This is a genomic window from Arthrobacter sp. NPDC093139 (genome assembly GCF_044754165.1).
Taxonomy (GTDB): Bacteria; Actinomycetota; Actinomycetes; order Actinomycetales; family Micrococcaceae; genus Arthrobacter.
Genome location: NZ_JBIVOO010000005.1, coordinates 200,880 through 220,285 on the forward strand (window position 1 = coordinate 200,880; position 19,406 = coordinate 220,285).

Here is a 19,406-nt window from a genome sequence, read left to right on the forward strand (position 1 = left end):
GCCTCCTAAGCCTTGGCTTCTGCGGACGGGACGGATGCTGCTGCCGGGGACTGCTGTTCCGGCATCTGGGCCTGGATCGCGGTGATGGCCACGGTGTTGACGATGTCCTCCACGGTGCAGCCGCGGGAGAGGTCGTTGACCGGCTTCCGCAGCCCCTGCAGGACGGGCCCGACGGCGACGGCACCGGAACTCTGCTGCACCGCCTTGTACGTGTTGTTGCCGGTGTTCAGGTCCGGAAAGATGAACACCGTTGCCTGCCCGGCAACGGACGAACCGGGCATTTTGGACGCGGCGATCGACGCGTCCACCGCGGCGTCGTACTGGATGGGCCCTTCGACGGCGAGGTCCGGGCGGCGGTTCCGGACCAGGTCGGTGGCCTGCCGCACCTCCTCCACGGCCTCGCCCGAGCCCGAGCCTCCGGTGGAGTAGGACAGCATGGCAACCCGCGGTTCGACGCCGAACTGGACCGCAGTCTCCGCGGAGGCCAGCGCGATGTCCGCGAGCTGCTCCACGTTGGGATCCGGGTTCACGGCGCAGTCACCGTACACCAGCACCCGGTCCGGCATGAGCATGAGGAAAACCGAGGAGACGATCTTCACGCCCTCCCGGGTCTTCACGAACTCCAGCGCCGGGCGGATCGTGTGCGCCGTGGTGTGCGCGGCGCCGGAGACCATGCCGTCCACCACACCCAGCTGGACCATCATGGTGCCGAAGTAACTTTCGTCCTGCATGACCTCCAAAGCCCGCGCCAGGTCCACCCCCTTGTGCGCCCGCAGCTCCGCGTACCTGGCGGCAAAGTCCCGGCGCAGGTCCGACGTGGCAGGGTCCACGATGTTGATGCCGGAGAGGTCGATGCCCCGGCTTGCCGCAAGCTCCCTGATGTCCGCCTCACGGCCCAGCAGGGTGAGGTGGCAAACGTCACGGCGGTGCAGGATTTCGGCGGCCCGCAGGATGCGCGGGTCCGTGCCCTCCGGGAGGACAATGTGGCGGCGCTGGGACCTGGCGCGCTCTATGAGGTCATGCAGGAACCGCAGCGGGGTCATGCGTTCAGGCCGGGGCAGGTGCAGGCGCTCGAGGATCTCGGCCTCGTCCACCTGCCGGGACCACAGTCCCAGGGCCGACGCCACCTTCCGGCGGTGCCCGCTCCAGATTTCGCTCCGCACTTCCGAGACCCGGCGGGCTGTGGTGTACGTGTCATCGGTGGTGGCGAATACCGGGAACGGGGCCGAGGCCAGCAGGGGGTAGATGTTGGCGTCCGGTGCCAGCCCGCCGGTGAGGATCAGCCCCGACGGCACCGGGAATTCCGGCGAGAACGACGACGCCAGGCAGGCCACCATCACGTCCGCCCGGTCACCCGGCACGATCACCAGGGCGCCGTCGTCGAGCACGTTCAGGAAGTTGCCCACGCTCATGGCCGCGACCTTGACGTCCCGGACGTCGCGTTCCATGTCGGCCCGGCCGGCGATCTGCCCGATCCCGAGGGCAGCGCATACCTCGCCCGTGGTGGGGCGCGCGATGTCTTCCAGCTCCGGGAAAATGTAGACCGGCCGGCCGGACGCGCCGGGTTTCACCGCCGCGGCAATCGCGTCCACATCCGCGGGATCCGCGCGGTTCACCATCATGGCCAGCAGGGAGCACTTCTCCGCGCTCAGCTCCTTGCGGGCGACGTCGACGGCGGCGACCGCCTCTGCGACGCTGCGCCCCTTGGCGCCCACCACGGCCACCACGGGCACGGAAAGGTTGTTGGCCAGGCGGGCGTTGAGGTCGAACTCGACGGCGGCGTCGTGGCCGGTCAGGTCCGTCCCCTCCACGATGATCACATCGCAGTGCCGGCCCATCTCAGCGAAGATTTCCACGCAGCGGCCGTCGATGTCCTCGCGCTTGCCCTCGGCCAGGAGGCCGCGTACCTCGGCGAACGTCAGGCCCCCGCGGCAGCGCCGGTCATCAAGGTCGAAGCGGGATTTCATCAGCGCCACCATGGGATCCCCGCCGGCGTCGTTGCCGTGGACCACCGGCTTGAAGAATCCGATCCGGTCCGCGTGCCGGTGCAGCGTGTCCGCCAGGCCCAGCGCTACGAGCGATTTTCCCGAACCCGGGGTGGTCGCACTGACATAAATCCCTTTGGCCATGGTCAAGTCCTCTGGTTGGAAGGTCCCGCGTGCTGCGTTGGACGTGCTCCTTGGGAAGTACCCCGGGATGGACCGCTGAAGCACCGGAGCCCGCCGCCCCTCCATACTTTCACTTGTTCGCAGTCTTTCGGGAGCAGACAATGGTGTTGATCCCCACGTCGGCGGCTCAGCGCTCCTTCGGGATCGAGGCGGGCATGCGCCTCGATGCCCTGTCCCCTGCAGGCGAGTCGGAATGACGGTATTGCTGATGCATTCTCCTGGTTTTCCTGCCGCTTCCCGCGCCGCGCCCGCGTCCCTCATCAAGAAGCACCCCGTGGCGGCTTTCCTCGTTCTTGCCGTGCTCTTCGGTGCCCTCCTTGGCAACATCTGGGAGGAGCTTGCTTGGACCGGTGTGGTGCAGCACCGGTTGATGGATCCGCACGGGATGGTCGTCGCAGCCCTGCTGACTGCCATCCCGTTCGCGCTCATACACCTGCCCTTCGCCTTCGCGGAGAAGGGTCTCACCGCCACGCCGTGGGCGGAAGTGGCCGTCTCCTGGGCGGTCCTGTTCCTGTTCGCCCCGTTCTTCCGCGCCCTCATCGGCCTGGTCTACGTGGGAACGGCCTACAGTCTGCTGATTGTGGGGCTGCTGCATGCTTCCTTCAACGCCTCCGCGGCGACCAAGCTGAACGTGTTCGACGGCGACTGGCAGCAGATTGCCGCGCTGATCGTCCTGCTCGCCGCCGTCATGTCGCTGAAGAGCATCCGCAGTAAGCGCCCCGCGGGTCAAGACAGGCCCGAACGAACACTTGAGGACCCCGCGGAGCGGTTGCGGAACCGCCGCCCGGAGGAGGCCTGACGTGGCCCACCATCCACATGCCGACAAGCACCATCCCACGCGGTTGGGTGTGCAGGGCTGGCGCGGCCGGCGGGTACGGCGGGCCATCCCAGCAGCGCACAACCAGCACTCCTGGCCAGCCAGCCGGCGGCTCACCATGTTCTTCGTGCTGGCCTTCCTCATCTCCTGGCTGCTGTGGCCGCTGACCTTCCTCATCCCGGGAAGCTCCCCACTGTTCCCGGTCGGGCCCGCCCTGGCCGCGGTACTGGTCGCAGTTGTCTCCGGCGGAAACGGTGCACTGCTGCGGCTGCTGCGCCAGCTGGGCCGGTGGCGCGTCCCGGTGCGCTGGTACGTGCTGAGCCTGGGGCTGCCCTGCCTTCTGGTGGTGGCATCCGCCGCGCTGACTGTGGCCGGCGGCGCGCCCGCTCCCGATCTCGGGCCGAACCCGGGGTGGTTCATGCTGATCGGCACGTTCGCATCAACCCTGGTGATCGTGGGCCTGTTCCAGGAGCTGGGGTGGCGCGGCTACGCCCTGCCCCTCCTGCAGCGGAACCACACCGCGCTGGGCGCCGCGCTCCTGCTCGGCATCGCGTGGGCCCTGTGGCATCTTCCCGAACTGGTGTCCGACACGACGGGGCGGCGGCCATCGGTTCCGTTCCTGCTCATGGTCATCGCCCAGTCCGTGCTGCTGGCCTGGGTCTACAACGGCACAGGCGGCGCGGGCCGGGCGTCCGCGGAAGACCCTTCCACGGGTACCGGAAGCGTCCCCCTCTGCATGCTCTTCCACGCCTCGTTCAACACCTGCGGGGCCTTGATTTTCCCTGCGCTGGCGGGCCCGCACTACCTCACGCTCTGGTGGACGCTCGCGCTGCTCCACGTGCTGGCGGCACTCGTGGTCATCGCCTATGCGGGGCCCTACCGCTTGGTCCGCACTCTTGACACGAGGGCCCTCCATGGGATTACCTAATGAACATTCGGTAAATAAAGCTGGAGGCAATGACGCATGGCTGAAACAACAATTTCCGGGGCCGTCCACCCGATCCTGGAGAACGACTACGCCTCCGAGTGGATGGGGATCGAGGTCCTGTCCCTCGGCGACGGCCAGGCCACCATCCGGATGACCCTCCGGCAGGAGATGCTCAACGGCTTCGGCATGGCGCACGGCGGAATGATCTTCGCCTTCGCTGACACCGCCTTCGCCCTCGCCTGCAACCCGGCCACACCGGCTGCCGGCACGCCCACACTGGATGAAGGCGCGCCCACACCGGCTGCCGGGACGCCCACACCGGATGAAGGCCCGGAAACCCCAGGCGCAGGGGCAGCAGACACCAACGGCGCCGCGGGCGCCGCAGCCGATAGCATCACTGTTGCCTCCGGCGTCGACATCAACTTCCTCAAGCCGGCCTTCCAGGGCCAGGTGATTACCGCCGTCGCCAACCGCCGTTCCAGCACCGGGCGCAGCGGCCTGTACGACATCCAAATCTTCGCCGCCGACCCCGGCTCCGAGCTCAATGCCGGCAAGCCTGGCGAGCTCATTGCCGAGTTCCGCGGTCGCAGCCGCACCATCCCCAAGACTAGGAACAAATCATGACCCTCCACGCCCCAGAACCCACCGTCGCCACCGGAGCCGCAGCCCGCTCCACCACCGAGGCGCCCCTGGACCCCGAGGAGACCATGTCCCGGGACCAGCTCGAGGCGCTTCAGCTCAGCCGCCTGCAGCACACCGTGGCGTACGCCTACGACCGCGTGCCGCTGTACAAGCGCAAGTTCGACGAGGCCGGCATCCACCCGTCAGACCTTCGCGAGCTCTCCGACCTCGGCAACTTCCCCTTCACCACCAAGGAGGACCTGCGGCAGGAGTACCCGTTCGGCATGTTCGCCGTACCGCAGAGTGAAGTAGCCCGCGTGCATGCAAGTTCGGGCACCACAGGCCGGCCCACCGTCGTCGGCTACACCAAGCAGGACCTGGCTGACTGGGCCAAGCTCGTGGCCCGCTGCCTCCGCGCCTCCGGCGTCCGCCCCGGCATGAAGGTCCACAATGCCTACGGCTACGGCCTTTTCACCGGCGGCCTCGGCGCGCATGCCGGTGCCGAAGCGCTGGGCTGCACCGTCATCCCGATGTCCGGCGGCCAGACCGAGCGCCAGATCCAGATGATCCAGGACTTCGAGCCGGACGCCATCCTGGCCACACCCACGTACCTGCTGACCATCGCCGACGCCATGACTCACATGGGCATCGACCCGACTTCCACGTCGCTGAAGTATGCCGTGCTCGGCGCCGAGCCGTGGACCCAGGAAATGCGCCACGAGCTCGAAGTCACCATGAACATCAAGGCCTGCGACATCTACGGCCTGTCCGAGGTGATGGGCCCGGGTGTCGCCGGTGAATGCGTGGAGACGCAGGACGGCAGCCACATCTGGGAGGACCACTTCCGCCCCGAGATCATCGACCCTTTCAACCCCGCGCCCGGCAAGGAAAACGTCCTGGGCGACGGTGAGCACGGCGAGCTGGTTTTCACGTCGCTTACCAAGGAAGCCCTGCCGATCATCAGGTACCGCACCAAGGACCTCACCCGCCTGCTCCCCGGCAGCGCCCGCCCCGCGCACCGCAGGATGGGCCGCATCACGGGTCGCAGCGACGACATGATCATCCTCCGCGGCGTGAATCTGTTCCCGTCCCAGATCGAGGAAATCGCGCTGCGCATCCCCGAGCTCAGCCCGCACTTCCAGCTCGTGCTCACACGGCCCGAAGGCCAGCGCATGGACCAGCTGACAGTGAAGATTGAGCGCCGCGAGAACGTCAGCTCCGAGGCCGGCACGACGGCGGCCCGGACCCTCCGCGAGCAGATCAAGATCCACGTGGGTTCTTCGTGCACCGTGGACGTGGTGGAGCCCGGGTCGCTCGAGCGTTCCAGCGGCAAGCTGCGCAGGATTTACGATCTGCGTCCGAAGGGATAGAGTCGGCATCCATCTGCGGTGGGCTGCCCCAGGGTGGCCCACCGCTTTTGTTGGCACCCTTGGCTCTAATTACCGAACGTTCATGAGAAAATAGCCAGTATGCCCAGCACAGCAGCAAGTACAGCACCCACGAAGCGCGGCCGTCCCGGATACGACCAGCAGTCCGTGCTGCTGATCGCCGTCGATGTCTTCAACCGGCACGGCTACGATGCCACATCCATGGGCATTCTTGCTGAGAACCTGGGCATTTCAAAGTCCGCAATCTACCACCACGTGCCGTCGAAGGGCGATCTCCTGAAGCTCGCCCTCGACCACGCGCTCGGAGGCCTCGAGGCCATTCTCGAGGAGCCGGAGGCGACATCGGGTGCCGCGGACGCACGGCTGGAGTTCGTGCTGCGCCAGACCATCGCCGTGCTGGTGGACCGGCTGCCGTTCGTCACGCTGCTGCTGCGGTTGCGCGGCAACACGGACATCGAACGCAACGCCATGGAACGCCGTCGGGCCTTCGACCATAAGGTGGCGGCCCTGATTTCGGCGGCCCGTGATGAGGGGTCGCTGCGGCAGGACATCGACCCCCGCACCGTGACCCGGCTCCTGTTCGGCACCATCAACTCGATCGTGGAGTGGTACAAACCGGGCGGCTCGCTCTCACCCGAAAAACTGGCCGACGACGTCATCACCATGGCTTTCGACGGCCTCCACGCGAAGCCCTGACCCGGGCGGACACGCTCCCCCGTCACCCGCCTTACCCGTTGACGCGGAGCAGCCGCGGCACCCACGCTGAATGCATGGCCACGAAACTGTCCGAGCTTCTCTTCGCCGCATTTCCAGATCTTCGCTACCAGCCCACGTCCAAACGGATCCGCGCGGACGTGAACGGAAGCCCAGTCGTCGACACCCGGGAGGCACTCCTGGTCTGGGAGCCGAAGCGGGTCACGCCGGTCTACGCCGTTCCGGAAAAGGACCTGCTGGCACGGCTTGAGCGGCCCGCGCCCGAGGGCGGCGGCAGCGGCCCGGACGAGCATCCCGTCCGCCTGACGGCTGACGCACCGCCGGTGCTGGACCCGCGGACAGGCTTCCGGCGGCACACCACTAACGGCGACGAGCTGGACGTCCACACCACCGCCGTCACTCTCCCGCATGCAGCCTTCCGCCCCTCGGATCCTGACCTTGCGGGCTACGTGGTGCTGGATTTCCGGGCCTTCCACTGGCAGGAGGACGAGGAGGAGATCATCGGTCACCCCCGCGACCCGTTCCACCGGGTAGACATCCGGGCGACATTGCAGCGAGTGGAGGTAATGCTCGACGGCGTTAAACTCGCCGACACTGTGGGAGCCCAGCTGCTGTACGAGACCATGCTGCCCGTCCGCTATTACATCCCGCCGGAGAACGTCCGCCTGGATCTGCTGGAGGCGAGCCAGCGCCGGACTATCTGCCCGTACAAGGGTGAGGCAAAGTACTGGAGCTTCCCCGGCTCAGAACGCGGGAAAGACATCGCCTGGGCCTATGATTCCCGGTACCTTGACGCCCAGCAGATCCACGGGCTGGTCTGTTTCTTCAACGAGCGCGCGGACATCGCCGTGGACGGTGCACTCCAGCCACACCCCGTCACGCCCTGGTCCTAACCAAACCCTCCCTCACCTCCCGCCGCCCAAGACCAAGCCCTCCCTCACTTGGTGAGGAAGGGCTTGGAAAAACTGCTGCGGCAGCAGTGAGATCGGTCAGAGCTGGTATTCGGCCTGCCGTCCCAGGCTTTCATGGACGCAGAGAATGTTGTTTTCCGTATCCATGAACCAGGCGCACTTCTCGGCGTCGGTTGTACAGATGTGGTTCTCGGTCTTGAGATCCGGGCGGTCATAATCCTGGAACCGAACGCCCTTGGACTCCATGTCCTGGACCGTCCGCTCGATGTCGGTGACCTCGAAACTCAATGTGGTGTGATCGGAATGCTTGCCATCCCTCACCGGCATCAGCTGCAGCATGGGGCCGCCTTCACTGCCGAACAATTCGCTTCCGTCGTCTGCCACGCCACGATGAGGGAGTCCAAGTGTTTCCGCGTAAAAACGACGGGCGCGCTCTTTGTCATCCACGGGCAGGACAGTTGTGGCTCTATTTAGTACTAGGGTCATTTTGCCACCTCCTACGGAGGATATTTTATGCCCGGGCGCCGCCGAAAGATCCTGCAATTTGCTGCGCCTGCGGCAACCTGACGGAGCGCCGGGTTACTTCTCCACGAGGGTGAGGACGTCGTAGGTTGCCACGATCTCGTCGTTCTGGTTGGTCAGGACGGCGTCCCAGGCCACCTCGCCGTACTCGTCCGTCTCGCGGGGCGTGATCCTCTTTGCCGTGAGCGTGACCCGGATCGAGTCCCCGGCGGCCACCGGGGTGATGAAGCGCAGGTTCTCGAGGCCGTAGTTGGCCAGCACCGGACCCGGAGCGGCCTCCACGAACAGTCCTGCGGCCCAGCTGAGCAGCAGGTACCCGTGCGCCACGATGCCCGGGAAGAACGGGTTGGCTTCGGCCGCTTCCTGATTGGTGTGGGCGTAGAAGGTGTCCCCGGTGGAGTTGGCGAAGGCCGTGATGTCCTCCAGCGAAACCTGGCGCAGCCCGGACCGGACGGCGTCGCCGATCCGCAGCGTCTCGAGCGACTTGCGGAACGGGTGCGTGCCCTCGGTCTCCACCGTGAAGTTGCGGTCCGCACCCGTGTGCCAGACCCCTGTCACGGCGGTCAGCATGTTGGGCGAGCCCTGGATGGCGGTGCGCTGCATGTGGTGCATCACCGAGCGGATGCCGCCCAGCTCCTCGCCCCCGCCGGCACGGCCGGGTCCGCCATGGACCAGGTGCGGAACCGGTGAGCCGTGGCCGGTGGAGCTGCGGGCATCCTCGCGGTTGAGCATCAGCACGCGGCCGTGGTGAGCGGCGATGCCCGTGACCAGTTCCTGGGCAACGGCCGGATCGTTGGTGCAGACCGAGGCAACGAGCGAGCCGCCGCCACGGGCGGCGAGGCGGACGGCGTCGGGAAGATCCTTGTACCCGATCACCGACGAAACGGGACCGAAGGCCTCCACCGAGTGGACCTGCTCCGCCTCGGCGTCGGCCCAGCTGAGCAGCACCGGCGACATGAAAGCGCCGCCCTCGACCACACCTGTGGCGCCGTCAGCGCTCGTGACCGAGGGCGAATCGAGCGTTCCGTACGCGAGCTCACCGCCGGCGTCGAGCATGGCCTGCACGGCCGCACGGACGTCGGCGAGCTGCTCAACGGAGGCGAGCGCGCCCATGGTGACACCCTCGGCGCGGGGATCGCCCAGGACAACACGCTGCTCCACGCGGGCGCGGACGGCGGAAACAACGGCGGGCACCAGCTCCTGGGGAACGATGGCCCGGCGGATGGAGGTGCACTTCTGCCCGGCCTTGACGGTCATCTCGGTGACCAGGGACTTGATGAAGGCGTCGAACTCGGGCGTGCCCTCGACGGCGTCCGGGCCGAGGATGGCGGCGTTGAGGGAGTCGGTCTCGGACGTGAAGCGGACGCCGCCCTGCACCACGTTCGGGTGCGACTTCAGGGACTGCGCGGTGGACGCGGAGCCGGTGAAGGCCACGAGGTCACGGTAGTCCAGCACGTCCAGCAGCCCGCGGACGGACCCGGAAATGAGCTGCAGCGAGCCCTTGGGCAGGATGTTGGATTCGATGATCGCCTTTACGACGGCGGCGGCAACATAGCCGGTTGGGGTGGCGGGCTTGACGATCGTGGGGACGCCGGCGATGAAGGCGGGCGCAAGCTTCTCGAGCATTCCCCACACCGGGAAGTTGAAGGCGTTGATCTGCACAGCCACGCCAGGAATACGCGTGTAGATGTGCTCCCCCACGAACGAGCCGTCCTTGGACAGCACCTCCATGGGTCCGTCCACCACCACCTGCGAGTTGGGGAGTTCGCGCCGGCCCTTGGAGCCAAACGTGAACAGCACGCCTATGCCGCCGTCGATATCGATCATCGAGTCGATCTTCGTGGCGCCGGTCTGCGCGGAAAACGTGTAGAAGTGCTCGCGGCGGGCGTTCAGGTACTGCGCCAGCTCCTTGAGCTTGAGGGCCCGCTGGTGAAATGTCAGCTTGCCAAGTTCCGTCTGGCCGGTAGTGCGTCCGTAATCCACGACGGCGGCCAGGTCGAGTCCTTCGGTGCTGACCTTTGCCAGGATTTCCCCCGTGCTCGCATCGCGCACGGGGACACCGGAGGCTGCCGAGCCGGCGTCGGGCGTCCACCAGGAATCCTGCACAAAACTGGGGACGGTTTCGACTGTGTCCAGGCTGGCCTGAGGAGCGGTAGCGGTTGTGGTCATCGTTGACGGGTCCTTCCAACGCGGAACAAAGAATCCGGGCAATCCGGCAATCCGGCCAGCACATTACTGACCGTCCGTTCGGTAATATGTCTACAGTACATGAATGTGCCGAGCTGCACACTAGAAGCATTGCGCTCCGGCCGGACCTCCCGGCGGGATCCGCCACCGTTCTGAGGAGAGCATATGACGCCCGAGCCCCGCGACGCAGACCTGCAGACCGCCCAACCCAAAACGCAGGACCTCTGGAAAATCACCCTTGGCGAACTCGACGAAAAGATGGGCGTGAGGATCCTGGAGGAATCCGTGGACCGCGTGGTGGCCACGATGCCCGTGGAGGGAAACCGCCAGTCATTCGGGCTGCTGCACGGGGGCGCTTCACTTGCCGTCGGCGAGGCTGTGGGATCCTGGGCCGCAGTGATCCACGCAAGCACCCTGGGCAAGACGGCGGTCGGCGTGGACGTCTCGGCCACGCACCACAGGTCAGCCCGCAGCGGCCAGATCACCATTACGGCGACGCCCATCCACCTCGGCGGGACACTCACCACCCATGAGGTGCTGATCACCAACGACGCCGGCCAGCGGCTCTGCACCTTGCGGATCACCAACCTGCTGCTGGCGCCCAGGAACTGACCCTTCACGGCTCCGTCCTTCCCGTGCCCCGTCCTTCCCCGTAGCATTGGCCCCCCTGCGTTCACCCGCGGCTAGGCTGATCAGGTGACTGAACTGGCCGGCCTGATCCCGACGCTGTTGGCCGTTGGCCTCCTGATGGCTGTCTCGGCCGGCGTCCTCGCGGGCTTCCGCGTTCCGCAGGCATTTGCGCCGGCGCTTGCCATTCTGCTCGGCGCCGCACAGCTTGCCGCGGTGAGCCTGATCCTGGGGGCCGTGATCACCAGCGGCGCCTGGGTGGCGGTGGCTCTGGGCGTCATGTTCCTCGTGGCCACCGCGACCGCCACCCGCCGGCTCGGCTGGAGCTGGGCCCACCTGGCAATGGTCTCCTCCTCGATGGCGGCCGGCATCCTCGTGTCGCTGGTGGTCGTCTTCGCCACGGGGTCCATTGAACTCACCAGCCGCTACGCGCTCGCCATCGGCGGCATTGTCATCGGCAACACGATGACCATAGCCGCCCTCGCCGGCCGGCGGTTCAACGAGGCAGTAATTGACCGGTGGGACCTCGTCGAGGGCTGGCTCGCACTGGGCGCCACCCCGCGGCAGGCCACCCGTGACATGGCGCGCAGGGCGGCCCACTCGGCCCTCATACCCTCAATTGACCAAACCAAGACGACCGGCCTGGTCACCCTGCCCGGGGCTTTTGTGGGGGCCATCTTTGGCGGACTGTCGCCGCTGGAGGCAGGGCGTTTCCAGATTGTGGTGCTTGCCTCAATCATCGCGGCCGGCTCGGTGACGGCGGTGGTGCTGGTGCACATGCTGGCTCCCGTCCGCCGCCGGCCTGCCCCACTGACCTAGGCTCGGTCTTCCCTAACGCTTGGCGCGGCGTATGGCGGCCACCAGCAGCCAACAGCCAAGAATGAGGGCCGCCCCGGCAATGCCGGCGGCCGGCAGCAGCCCCGAAGCCCCCGTGGCCGCCAGCCCGACGGCAGCCGACGGCCTTTCCCAAGAGGTGATGCCCCCGGCCGGTTTCACGGCCACGACCGACGGTTCGGGCGCCGGTGTAAGGAGTGCCGGTGTCACCGGCCGGGCAGGTGCCGGCTTCGGCACGGTTGGCTTGAAGCCATCCGGCCCGGCCGTGGCGGCAGGGCTGGATGGCCCAGGCGCAGGTTCCGCCGGTTTCGCCGCGGTGCGGAACGTGCTGATGCCCGAGCGGCTGAAGCCGTTGAGCGTCTGCGCCGAAAACTGGGTCATGGGGACGGGCACGGTGAAGGACCAGTTGCCGGCGGGGTCAACGGGCACGTCCACCGGTTCCTGACCTGGGACGGTGATCCGCACGCCGGAGCCGGCGGGAACGTGTGCCGCGGGAGCCGCGGGAATCCGGCCGGAGATGCGCTGTCCGGCAGCGATCGGCCCGGCAGGCAGGGAGCCTGACAGCACGGGCTGGTTGAGGAACAGCCTGAGCTGGATGCCGGGAACCGCTGTGAGCGAATCCTGCAGTGTGGCGGCCACGGCGAAGTTCTGGGCCGACGTCCGGGGGTTGCCGGCCGAATGCGTCCCCACCGCATAGTTTCCGCTGATCCAGGGACCACCGGAATCACCTCCCCGGGACTGCACCGACGTCGACAGGAAGCCGTTGAAGGACCGAAGATCGTCAGGTTCGCCGGAGGGGCCGCGGACAACATAGATCCCCACCTCGTCAACAGTGCCGCAGGACCAGCCTTCCGTCCGTCCGGAGCGGCAGACCGCCTGCCCCACCATCGGCGCCGCGGTGCCGATGACCGGTACTGAGGCAGCGACCAGGTTTGCGGGATCTTCCCACTTGGTCGCGGCCGGGAGGAGGTTCAGGTCGGCGCGGATTGATTCGATGACGGCGATGTCCTTCCCAGGCTCCCCCGGGTTTTCGACACCGCCCGTGATCCGGGAGTTCCCCGGGCCGCCGAACTGGCTGAAGCCGAACGTCCCCAGCACTCCCGTGACGCCGCTGTCCGCCACGGACCCGCCAGCAGGTTCACCCGCCGGAAGCGTCACCTCGGCAAGCCTCGCGGCGCCGTCATCCGCGCAGTGCCCGGCCGTGAGCACCAGCGGCTCTCCCGCCGGGCTGAACGCGCTGAACCCCGCGGAGCAGACCACCCCGCCGCCGTCGATCCTGTATCCCTGGCCGCCGAGGAAGTCCTCCTCGCTGACCAGCGGTGCGCCCTTCTCCAGCACGACGTTGGCGTAGCGGGCCACGAATTCAGACGGCGACATGCTTGCCTCGCCGGGCACTGCCGCCTCTCCCGCGGGCTGCCCACCGGTCTGCCCTGCATTCTCGGGCGAGTTATCCCCGCCCGTGCGGATGATAAACGTCCCGCCGGCCACGGCCACGGACTGAAGACCCGTTGGCCCGACATGGCGCAGGTAGGCCTGGTAAAGCTGTTCGACACTGGAAGCCTTGAGGTCCTTCTCCGAAGCGCCCTCAGCTGGCCTTGCCTCCGCTGGCGGTGCAGGTTCCGTCGCCACCGGTTTAGGCGCTTGCCGTGTCGGGGGCGGTTTGATGCCAGGTGCGACGAGCACGAATTCGTTCCTGCCCGCTTCATCAGCGGCATTGATTCCCGCGACGGCCTTCGGCAGCTCAGCGCCGGAGCCTTCGACCAGAATACGGCCGGCGTGCAGCCTGACCGTCAGGAAGCCCGGCAGCTTCCTGAGAGAGGACAGGGCGTCGGCCGCGCGCTTTCCCTGCGCACCCGCGGCGTTAAACTCCGCCAGGGTCATACCCAGGTCCCGTGCCACCGCCTCCGCAAGACCACCCTCTGCGGGACCCGCGCTGCCGGGACCCGCGCCGCCGGGTCCGTCGCTTCCGGGACCAACAACGCCGGGCTTGCTGACCCCGCTGGTGACCGCCGGCGTCGGGCTTTCCACTGCGGCGAAAGCCGGCATTGAAACGGCGGTGGACCCAAAGACCGCCATCACCGCCACACCCAGCGCAACAGCCTGCCGGCCGAACCCACGGCCGGCCGCGGCGCCGGCGCCGGACCATGTCACAGGCTGACCTTGGCGCCGAGGACGGACAGAATGGCTTCCAGCTCGGCCACCGTGACGCCGTGCCGCAGGAGGTACTCGCGGGTATCGAGCGACCGGACGAACTCCAGGACGCCGGCCCCGCGGCTTTCCAGGAGCGGCATAAGTGCCTCTTCGTCCAAGTACCGCTCGTGCGGATGCGGCGTGGAAAGCGTGCGGTGGCGCTCGTTAATTCCGCGCATGGCTGCCTGGTAGGACGTCACGATGTCGTCGTCGGTGGCGCCCGCCAGGTCCTGGAGCATCGCCGCAACCATGCCGCTGCGGTCCCGCCCAGCCGAGCAGTGGATCACGACGCCGTTGGGCGACGCTGCCGCCACGGCCTTGAACACGGCCGTCAGCCTCTCCGGAAAGAACCGTGCATTGGCCGCGTAGTAGGCCGGATCGTTGAGGTAGGGAACGCAGAGTGCCTTGAACTCGAGATGGTCCGGGTCCTCTGTGGGCGCATGCACTACGTCGAAGGCCGCGAGGGCTTCGCCGACTTCGGGGTCGGTGGCCCGGGGCAGGCGTTCGGCGGCATTCCGGAGGTCGATGACAGTGCGGACGCCGTCGTCGTACGCCTCCTGCCAGCCGGCAGACGTGAGCCATTCGCGGCGGCCCATCCGGTAGACCGAACCGGCCACGCGCCAGGCGTTTACTGCACCGTCCCAGCTGACCGGCGCCTGCTTGCTCGCGTTCACGGAGACAGCTAACCACATCTTCCGCAGCTGCTGCAGGGGGTCAAGAGCAAGTAGTACCCCACGACGCGGGAAAAAACGGGTACCGCGAGGTCGGGCAGATACGTCCCGCCCGGGCTTACCCTAGGGCAATGAGCGCCGCACCGCGCCGAAACTTTCAATGCCCCACGCGGCGGGCATTCGTCATCGCTTGCCGATTTCCCGCAGCATTCGCTGCGCCTGTGCCTGGTTTCCCTGAATGAGGGGCTTCATCGTGATAACCAAACAACTGATCCGACGCCGTACCGCCCGCCTCAGCGGCCTCCTCGCCGCATTGGCCTAGCGGCGGGCCTGACCGCTGCTCCGGTATCCGCCGACGCGTCTGACACCTATGTGGCACTCGGCGACTCCTTCGCCGCAGGCCAAGGCGCCAGCCCGTATGTCGATGCCTGCTTACGAAGCCACCAGGGATACCCGGCCATTTTGGACACCGAACGGTCCATTTCGTTACTGGCAAGTCAGGCATGTACCGGCGCCACCACGCGCGTCGTCCGGGATAGCCAATTGGCTTCCTTGAACAAGAAAGTCGACCTGGTGACGGTCACTGCGGGCGGCAACGACCTGGACGCCATCGGGGCATTGGTGACGTGTACGCAGGGAACGGCTGAGGCATGCACGAATGCATTGGGTCAAAAGGCCTACATCCTCCAGCAGGCCATGAACGACCCTGCTGGGAGCCCATTCTTCCAAGGCCTCCTGGCAATGCTGCGCGAAATCCAGGCGAAAGCGCCCCACGCGGACATCTATGTGACCGGATACCCGCTGCTCTTCGAATCCGGCGGCTATCAGATGCTGGAGACCGTCAACGGACTGACGCGCCAACTTAACCTGGTCATTGCCAGTGCAGTCACAACGGCCGCGTCGGAAACGGCCCGCGGCCGCTCCAGCGCCCGTGTTCACTACGTGGATGTGTCGCAGGCATTTGCCGGCCACGGGATCGGATCAGCGCAGCCATGGATTGTCGGCCCACCGCCCGGCTGTGTGTCATCGGCTACCTGCGGCACGGAAATGGACCTCTTCCACCCGACGGCAATTGGCTATTCCCGGGGCTACGCAGCGTCCCTCAAGGCGGCGCTGGACCGGTAACTGCCAGACTGGCCCGCTTTTGGGACCTTCTCCCACGCTGCTCGTTCGGGTTTCCGCCTCCCGGGACGGAAAACCGGGCCAGTTCGCCGAGCAGCACCGAATGGGCCGAAGCCCCGTGCCCGCAGGCCGGTGTGCTGTTCCTGTTGTCTCGCTAGGCTGATGCCATGATCAAGGTCGCGGGTACAGTCAGCGCTCCCCTGCCGGCAAGAACGGCCTTCGCCTATCTGTCGGCGTTTGAGCACACGGCCGAATGGGACCCCGGTACCGCGGTAATGGACAAGCTCACGGAAGGGCCGGTCGCTGTCGGGCACCGCTATCACGCGGAGACGCTCTTCCGCGGCAAGCGCCAGTCCCTTGAGTACGAAGTCATCGAACTGTTCGACAACCACATCAAGCTGCGCGGCGAAAACGACAACGTGGTGTCCTTTGATTCCATCGACGTCAAATCCACCGGTCCCGGCTGTGACGTCCTCTACACCGCTGAGTTCAGCATCAAGGGGCCTTTCAAGCTGCTTCAGCCCTTCCTGAAACCGGCATTCATGTCATTGCGCGATCCCGCTTTGGAAGGGCTGAGGCAAAAGCTCAACTCCCTCTGACCGCAGCCCTTCTCAGTCGGCCCAGTCGAAGAATCCCTTGCCCGTCTTCCGTCCCAGCTCGCCGCGGGCCACCTTGTCCTTCAGGATCTGCGGTGGCGCGAAGCGCTCCCCCAGCGTGGACTGCAGGTATTCGGCGATGCCCAGCCGCACGTCCAGTCCCACGATGTCCGTTGTCCGCAGCGGTCCCGTCGGGTGCTTGTAGCCGAGCACCATCGCATTGTCGATGTCCTCCGCAGACGCGACGCCTTCCTCCACCATGCGCATCGCTTCGAGCGCGATCGCCACGCCCAGCCGCGAGGAAGCGAACCCGGGAGCGTCATTGACGACGACGGCGGTCTTGCCCAGTGCCCGGACCCACCTTTTTGCTGCTTCGGCCAGGTCCTGGGACGTCTGTTCGCCGAGCACCACCTCAATGAGCGTGGAGGCGGGCACAGGGTTGAAGAAGTGCAGGCCCAGGAAGTTCTGCGGGCGCTTCAGCTCGCGGGCCAGTCCATTGACCGACAGGGACGAGGTGTTGGAGGCGAGGTAGGAGGTCTCCGTGAGGCGCTCCTCGATCCCCCGCAGGGAGGTGACCTTGAGGTCCCAGTCCTCCGGAACGGCCTCAACGACCAGCTGCCGGTCTGCGAAGTCGTTGTAGTCCGCCGTTACGGAGAGCCGGGACTTCATGTCCTCCAGGCTGCCGTCCGCGGCGCCGCGTTCGATGCTCTTGGCGGCGGCGGCCTCCACCCGGCCGCGGGCGGCTGCCGCGGATTCTTCATCACGCTCCACCACCAGGACATTTGCGCCGTTGATGAGGAAGGCGTGGGCGATGCCCGCGCCCATCCGGCCGCCGCCGAGAACTCCGACGAGGTCGGGAAGACTCGTGGCAGGAAGGTTGGCGGGCGGTGTCGGGTTGCTCATGACTATGCCTTCTTCTCTGTTTCCTTGGCTGTCTTCTTGTCCAGTTTTTTGTCCAAGAATGCCTGCATCCTGTCGAACTTCGCCTGCGATTCGAAGAGGATGCCCTGGGCAAGCTGGTCGATTATCGGGTGGGCCTCGGCCGGTGTGTGGAACACGGACTTCGTGATCCGGACGGCCAGCGGGTCCTGGCGGGCGATGCGGTCGGCGAGACTGTGGGCTCCGTCCATCAGCACCGGAGCCTCATGGATTTCGGTAATCAGGTTGACCCCCAGCGCCTCTTCGGCGCGCAGGACGCGGCCCGCCAGGAGAATCTCCTTGGCCACCGGCTCCCCGACCAGCTCCTTGAGCCGCCAGCTGGCTCCCGCCGCAGCGAGAATTCCGAGGCCGGTTTCGGGATTGCCGATCCGGACACTCGGCGTGCCAATCCTGAAGTCGGCAGCGTACGCGAGTTCTGCGCCACCGCCCAGGCAGTATCCGTCCAGCGCCGCTATGACGGGCATGGGGAGCTTGGCAATCCGGACGAAAATGGTTGAGTTAATGCCCTGCAGGGCGTCGTCACGGCGCCGCTCACGGAGCTGGGCAATGTCCGCGCCGGAGGCAAACACTCCCTCTGTGCCCGCGATGATGAGAACCTTGGGGTCTTCTTCCAATGCGGAACAGACAGCATGCAGTTCATCCACCATCTGCTGGTCGATCGCGTTGCGGACTTCGGGGCGGTTGAGCAGCACCACCACCCGGTCCTCGCGCTCTTCGACCAGCAGGGTGCTGAACTCCAGAGTGCCTAAGTGTCCCTTCGCGCCGTCCGGGGCGACCACTACACGCGCTCCAGCAGCATGGCCGTGCCCTGGCCGACGCCGATGCACATGGTGGCCAGGCCGATCCTCGCATCCTCGCGTTCCATCCGGCCCAGCAGGGTAATGGCGATCCGCGACCCGCTGGAACCCAGCGGGTGCCCCAGCGCAATGGCACCGCCGTCGTTGTTGACGATGTCCGGGTCCAGGCCCAGGCGCCGCATGCTTGCCAGCGACTGGGTGGCAAACGCTTCGTTAAGCTCGACGGCGCCAATGTCACCGACGCTGAGCCCGCTCCGCTTGAGCACCTTCTGGGTTGCCGGAACCGGGCCGATGCCCATGATTTCAGGCTCACAGCCGGCCGAAGCGCCGTCGATGATGCGGGCGCGGGGCGTCAGGCCTAGCCTCTCGATGGCGGCTTCCGAGGCCACGATGATCGCCGAGGCGCCGTCGTTGAGGCTGGACGAGTTGCCGGCCGTCACCACGGAGCCACCCGGGATCACCGGGCGGAGGCCGGCCAGGACCTCCAACGTGGTGCCGGGCCGGGGGCCTTCGTCCGTGTCCACGACGGTTTCGGACTTCCGCGTCTTCACGGTGACCGGGACGATCTCGTCCTTGAACCGGCCGGCCTCGATGGCCGCCAAAGACTTCTCGTGCGAACGGACGGCGAAGGCGTCGGCGTCCTCGCGGGAGATGCCGTCCACGCGGCCCACTTCCTCGGCGGTTTCCGGCATCGAGAAGGTCATCTTGCCGTCGCGCGAGAGCTCGCCCTTCTTGAACGCCGGGTTGACGAAGCGCCAGCCGATGGAGGTGTCGAAAATTTCGCCGGGCTTGGCGAACGCTGTCTGTGGTTTCTCCTGCACCCACGGGGCGCGGCTCATGGACTCGACGCCGCCGGCGACCACGATGTCCGCTGCTCCCGACTTGATCATCTGGCTGGCCATGATGATGGCGCTGAGGCCGGAGGAGCACAGCCGGTTCACAGTGATGCCCGGGATATGGAGGGGAAGTCCGGCCAGGAGGGTGGCCATGCGGGCAACGTTGCGGTTTTCCTCGCCGGCTCCGTTGGCGTTCCCGAGGATGACTTCGTCGATGGCGTCCGGATCCACCCCCGCCCGGGCCACGGCTTCGCGGACCACGAGCGCTGCAAGGTCGTCGGGGCGGACGCCCGAGAGTGCACCGCCGTATCGCCCTACCGGGGTACGTGCGCCACCAACCAGAAAAGCCTCGACCATGAGAACATCCTTTACGCAGGGGGTTGGGCCGGAAAACGAATAAATTACCGACCGTTCGTTCTATAAAGATTACACGGCAGGCTCCGGCGGTCAACCGGCGGGGCAAGGCTTACGCCACTACGAGGCCAAGATGCGCCGCCAGCAGGGGTGCCAGAAGACCCAGCCGGCGCGGAAGTCAGGG

The 19,406-nt window shown here is 66.7% G+C and carries 18 protein-coding genes; 10 read left to right on the forward strand and 8 right to left on the reverse strand.

Annotation, left to right across the window (positions count from 1 at the left end):
- Window positions 1-5: 5 nt before the first annotated feature.
- Window positions 6-2,129: a phosphate acetyltransferase gene (gene pta, locus ACIP90_RS10585; protein WP_400579228.1), complete on the reverse strand. Its 2,124-nt coding sequence runs from the start codon at window positions 2,127-2,129 to the stop codon at window positions 6-8.
- Between the two features lie 247 nt (window positions 2,130-2,376).
- Here pta and ACIP90_RS10590 point away from each other — a divergent pair, with 247 nt between their 5' ends.
- From ACIP90_RS10590 to ACIP90_RS10615, 6 genes are all read left to right on the forward strand, one after another.
- On the forward strand, window positions 2,377-2,967 hold the full coding sequence (locus ACIP90_RS10590) for a CPBP family intramembrane glutamic endopeptidase (protein ID WP_400579229.1): 591 nt from the start codon (window positions 2,377-2,379) through the stop codon (window positions 2,965-2,967).
- A 1-nt stretch (window position 2,968) separates the two neighbouring features.
- Window positions 2,969-3,913 carry a type II CAAX prenyl endopeptidase Rce1 family protein gene (locus tag ACIP90_RS10595; protein ID WP_400579231.1) on the forward strand — a complete coding sequence of 315 codons (945 nt, stop codon included), beginning with the start codon at window positions 2,969-2,971 and terminating at the stop codon, window positions 3,911-3,913.
- A gap of 36 nt (window positions 3,914-3,949) precedes the next feature.
- A complete protein-coding gene (locus ACIP90_RS10600) occupies window positions 3,950-4,537 on the forward strand; it encodes a hotdog fold thioesterase (RefSeq protein WP_400579232.1) in 588 nt (195 codons plus the stop codon).
- On the forward strand, window positions 4,534-5,904 hold the full coding sequence (gene paaK / locus ACIP90_RS10605; protein WP_400579234.1) for a phenylacetate--CoA ligase PaaK: 1,371 nt from the start codon (window positions 4,534-4,536) through the stop codon (window positions 5,902-5,904). The genes ACIP90_RS10600 and paaK overlap by 4 nt, the downstream gene beginning before the upstream one ends.
- Window positions 5,905-6,003: 99 nt before the next feature.
- Window positions 6,004-6,618: a TetR/AcrR family transcriptional regulator gene (locus ACIP90_RS10610; protein WP_400579236.1), complete on the forward strand. Its 615-nt coding sequence runs from the start codon at window positions 6,004-6,006 to the stop codon at window positions 6,616-6,618.
- 74 nt (window positions 6,619-6,692) lie between these two features.
- Window positions 6,693-7,529 (forward strand): DUF427 domain-containing protein, encoded by an 837-nt coding sequence (locus ACIP90_RS10615; protein WP_400579238.1) that lies wholly within the window; start codon window positions 6,693-6,695, stop codon window positions 7,527-7,529.
- Window positions 7,530-7,625: 96 nt separating this feature from the next.
- Here the strand turns inward: ACIP90_RS10615 and ACIP90_RS10620 are convergent, their stop codons facing one another.
- A complete protein-coding gene (locus tag ACIP90_RS10620) occupies window positions 7,626-8,033 on the reverse strand; it encodes a VOC family protein (protein WP_400579240.1) in 408 nt (135 codons plus the stop codon).
- Between the two features lie 93 nt (window positions 8,034-8,126).
- A complete protein-coding gene (gene paaZ / locus ACIP90_RS10625; RefSeq protein WP_400579242.1) occupies window positions 8,127-10,238 on the reverse strand; it encodes a phenylacetic acid degradation bifunctional protein PaaZ in 2,112 nt (703 codons plus the stop codon).
- Between the two features lie 183 nt (window positions 10,239-10,421).
- Here paaZ and ACIP90_RS10630 point away from each other — a divergent pair, with 183 nt between their 5' ends.
- Together ACIP90_RS10630 and ACIP90_RS10635 are read left to right on the forward strand one after the other, a co-directional pair.
- Window positions 10,422-10,868 carry a PaaI family thioesterase gene (locus ACIP90_RS10630; protein ID WP_400579244.1) on the forward strand — a complete coding sequence of 149 codons (447 nt, stop codon included), beginning with the start codon at window positions 10,422-10,424 and terminating at the stop codon, window positions 10,866-10,868.
- Window positions 10,869-10,952: 84 nt separating this feature from the next.
- A complete protein-coding gene (locus tag ACIP90_RS10635; RefSeq protein ID WP_400579246.1) occupies window positions 10,953-11,702 on the forward strand; it encodes an ABC transporter permease in 750 nt (249 codons plus the stop codon).
- Between the two features lie 12 nt (window positions 11,703-11,714).
- Here ACIP90_RS10635 and ACIP90_RS10640 read toward each other — a convergent pair whose 3' ends face one another.
- Both ACIP90_RS10640 and ACIP90_RS10645 read right to left on the reverse strand, forming a co-directional pair.
- The gene (locus ACIP90_RS10640; protein ID WP_400579248.1) at window positions 11,715-13,868 is read right to left on the reverse strand and encodes a trypsin-like serine protease; all 2,154 of its coding nucleotides are present in this window, start codon (window positions 13,866-13,868) and stop codon (window positions 11,715-11,717) included.
- Window positions 13,865-14,599, reverse strand: coding sequence for a tyrosine-protein phosphatase (locus ACIP90_RS10645; RefSeq protein WP_400579250.1), 735 nt, complete (start codon window positions 14,597-14,599; stop codon window positions 13,865-13,867). The genes ACIP90_RS10640 and ACIP90_RS10645 overlap by 4 nt, the downstream gene beginning before the upstream one ends.
- 351 nt (window positions 14,600-14,950) lie before the next feature.
- Between ACIP90_RS10645 and ACIP90_RS10650 the strand changes: the two genes are divergently transcribed.
- Together ACIP90_RS10650 and ACIP90_RS10655 are read left to right on the forward strand one after the other, a co-directional pair.
- A complete protein-coding gene (locus tag ACIP90_RS10650) occupies window positions 14,951-15,703 on the forward strand; it encodes an SGNH/GDSL hydrolase family protein (RefSeq protein ID WP_400579252.1) in 753 nt (250 codons plus the stop codon).
- A gap of 164 nt (window positions 15,704-15,867) precedes the next feature.
- Window positions 15,868-16,299 (forward strand): SRPBCC family protein, encoded by a 432-nt coding sequence (locus ACIP90_RS10655; RefSeq protein ID WP_400579254.1) that lies wholly within the window; start codon window positions 15,868-15,870, stop codon window positions 16,297-16,299.
- Window positions 16,300-16,311: 12 nt separating this feature from the next.
- On the opposite strand, the gene ACIP90_RS10660 is transcribed toward ACIP90_RS10655, so the two are convergent.
- The 3 genes from ACIP90_RS10660 to ACIP90_RS10670 are packed head-to-tail and all read right to left on the reverse strand — an operon-like array spanning window position 16,312 to window position 19,225.
- On the reverse strand, window positions 16,312-17,199 hold the full coding sequence (locus ACIP90_RS10660) for a 3-hydroxyacyl-CoA dehydrogenase family protein (RefSeq protein WP_400579256.1): 888 nt from the start codon (window positions 17,197-17,199) through the stop codon (window positions 16,312-16,314).
- 2 nt (window positions 17,200-17,201) lie between these two features.
- Window positions 17,202-18,014 carry an enoyl-CoA hydratase/isomerase family protein gene (locus ACIP90_RS10665; RefSeq protein WP_400579257.1) on the reverse strand — a complete coding sequence of 271 codons (813 nt, stop codon included), beginning with the start codon at window positions 18,012-18,014 and terminating at the stop codon, window positions 17,202-17,204.
- Complete coding sequence (locus tag ACIP90_RS10670; RefSeq protein ID WP_400579258.1) at window positions 18,014-19,225, reverse strand: thiolase family protein; 1,212 nt, start codon at window positions 19,223-19,225, stop codon at window positions 18,014-18,016. The genes ACIP90_RS10665 and ACIP90_RS10670 overlap by 1 nt, the downstream gene beginning before the upstream one ends.
- Between the last annotated feature and the right edge of the window lie 181 nt (window positions 19,226-19,406).

What these genes read in the sequence shown, in the direction of transcription:
- ACIP90_RS10655 (WP_400579254.1), top strand. Translation starts at nt 15,868, where the DNA reads ATGATCAAGGTCGCGGGTACAGTCAGCGCTCCCCTGCCGGCAAGAACG.
- paaK (WP_400579234.1), top strand. Translation starts at nt 4,534, where the DNA reads ATGACCCTCCACGCCCCAGAACCCACCGTCGCCACCGGAGCCGCAGCC.
- ACIP90_RS10610 (WP_400579236.1), top strand. Translation starts at nt 6,004, where the DNA reads ATGCCCAGCACAGCAGCAAGTACAGCACCCACGAAGCGCGGCCGTCCC.
- ACIP90_RS10590 (WP_400579229.1), top strand. Translation starts at nt 2,377, where the DNA reads ATGCATTCTCCTGGTTTTCCTGCCGCTTCCCGCGCCGCGCCCGCGTCC.
- ACIP90_RS10620 (WP_400579240.1), bottom strand. Translation starts at nt 8,033, where the DNA reads ATGACCCTAGTACTAAATAGAGCCACAACTGTCCTGCCCGTGGATGAC.
- ACIP90_RS10600 (WP_400579232.1), top strand. Translation starts at nt 3,950, where the DNA reads ATGGCTGAAACAACAATTTCCGGGGCCGTCCACCCGATCCTGGAGAAC.
- ACIP90_RS10645 (WP_400579250.1), bottom strand. Translation starts at nt 14,599, where the DNA reads ATGTGGTTAGCTGTCTCCGTGAACGCGAGCAAGCAGGCGCCGGTCAGC.
- paaZ (WP_400579242.1), bottom strand. Translation starts at nt 10,238, where the DNA reads ATGACCACAACCGCTACCGCTCCTCAGGCCAGCCTGGACACAGTCGAA.
- pta (WP_400579228.1), bottom strand. Translation starts at nt 2,129, where the DNA reads ATGGCCAAAGGGATTTATGTCAGTGCGACCACCCCGGGTTCGGGAAAA.
- ACIP90_RS10670 (WP_400579258.1), bottom strand. Translation starts at nt 19,225, where the DNA reads ATGGTCGAGGCTTTTCTGGTTGGTGGCGCACGTACCCCGGTAGGGCGA.
- ACIP90_RS10630 (WP_400579244.1), top strand. Translation starts at nt 10,422, where the DNA reads ATGACGCCCGAGCCCCGCGACGCAGACCTGCAGACCGCCCAACCCAAA.
- ACIP90_RS10615 (WP_400579238.1), top strand. Translation starts at nt 6,693, where the DNA reads ATGGCCACGAAACTGTCCGAGCTTCTCTTCGCCGCATTTCCAGATCTT.
- ACIP90_RS10660 (WP_400579256.1), bottom strand. Translation starts at nt 17,199, where the DNA reads ATGAGCAACCCGACACCGCCCGCCAACCTTCCTGCCACGAGTCTTCCC.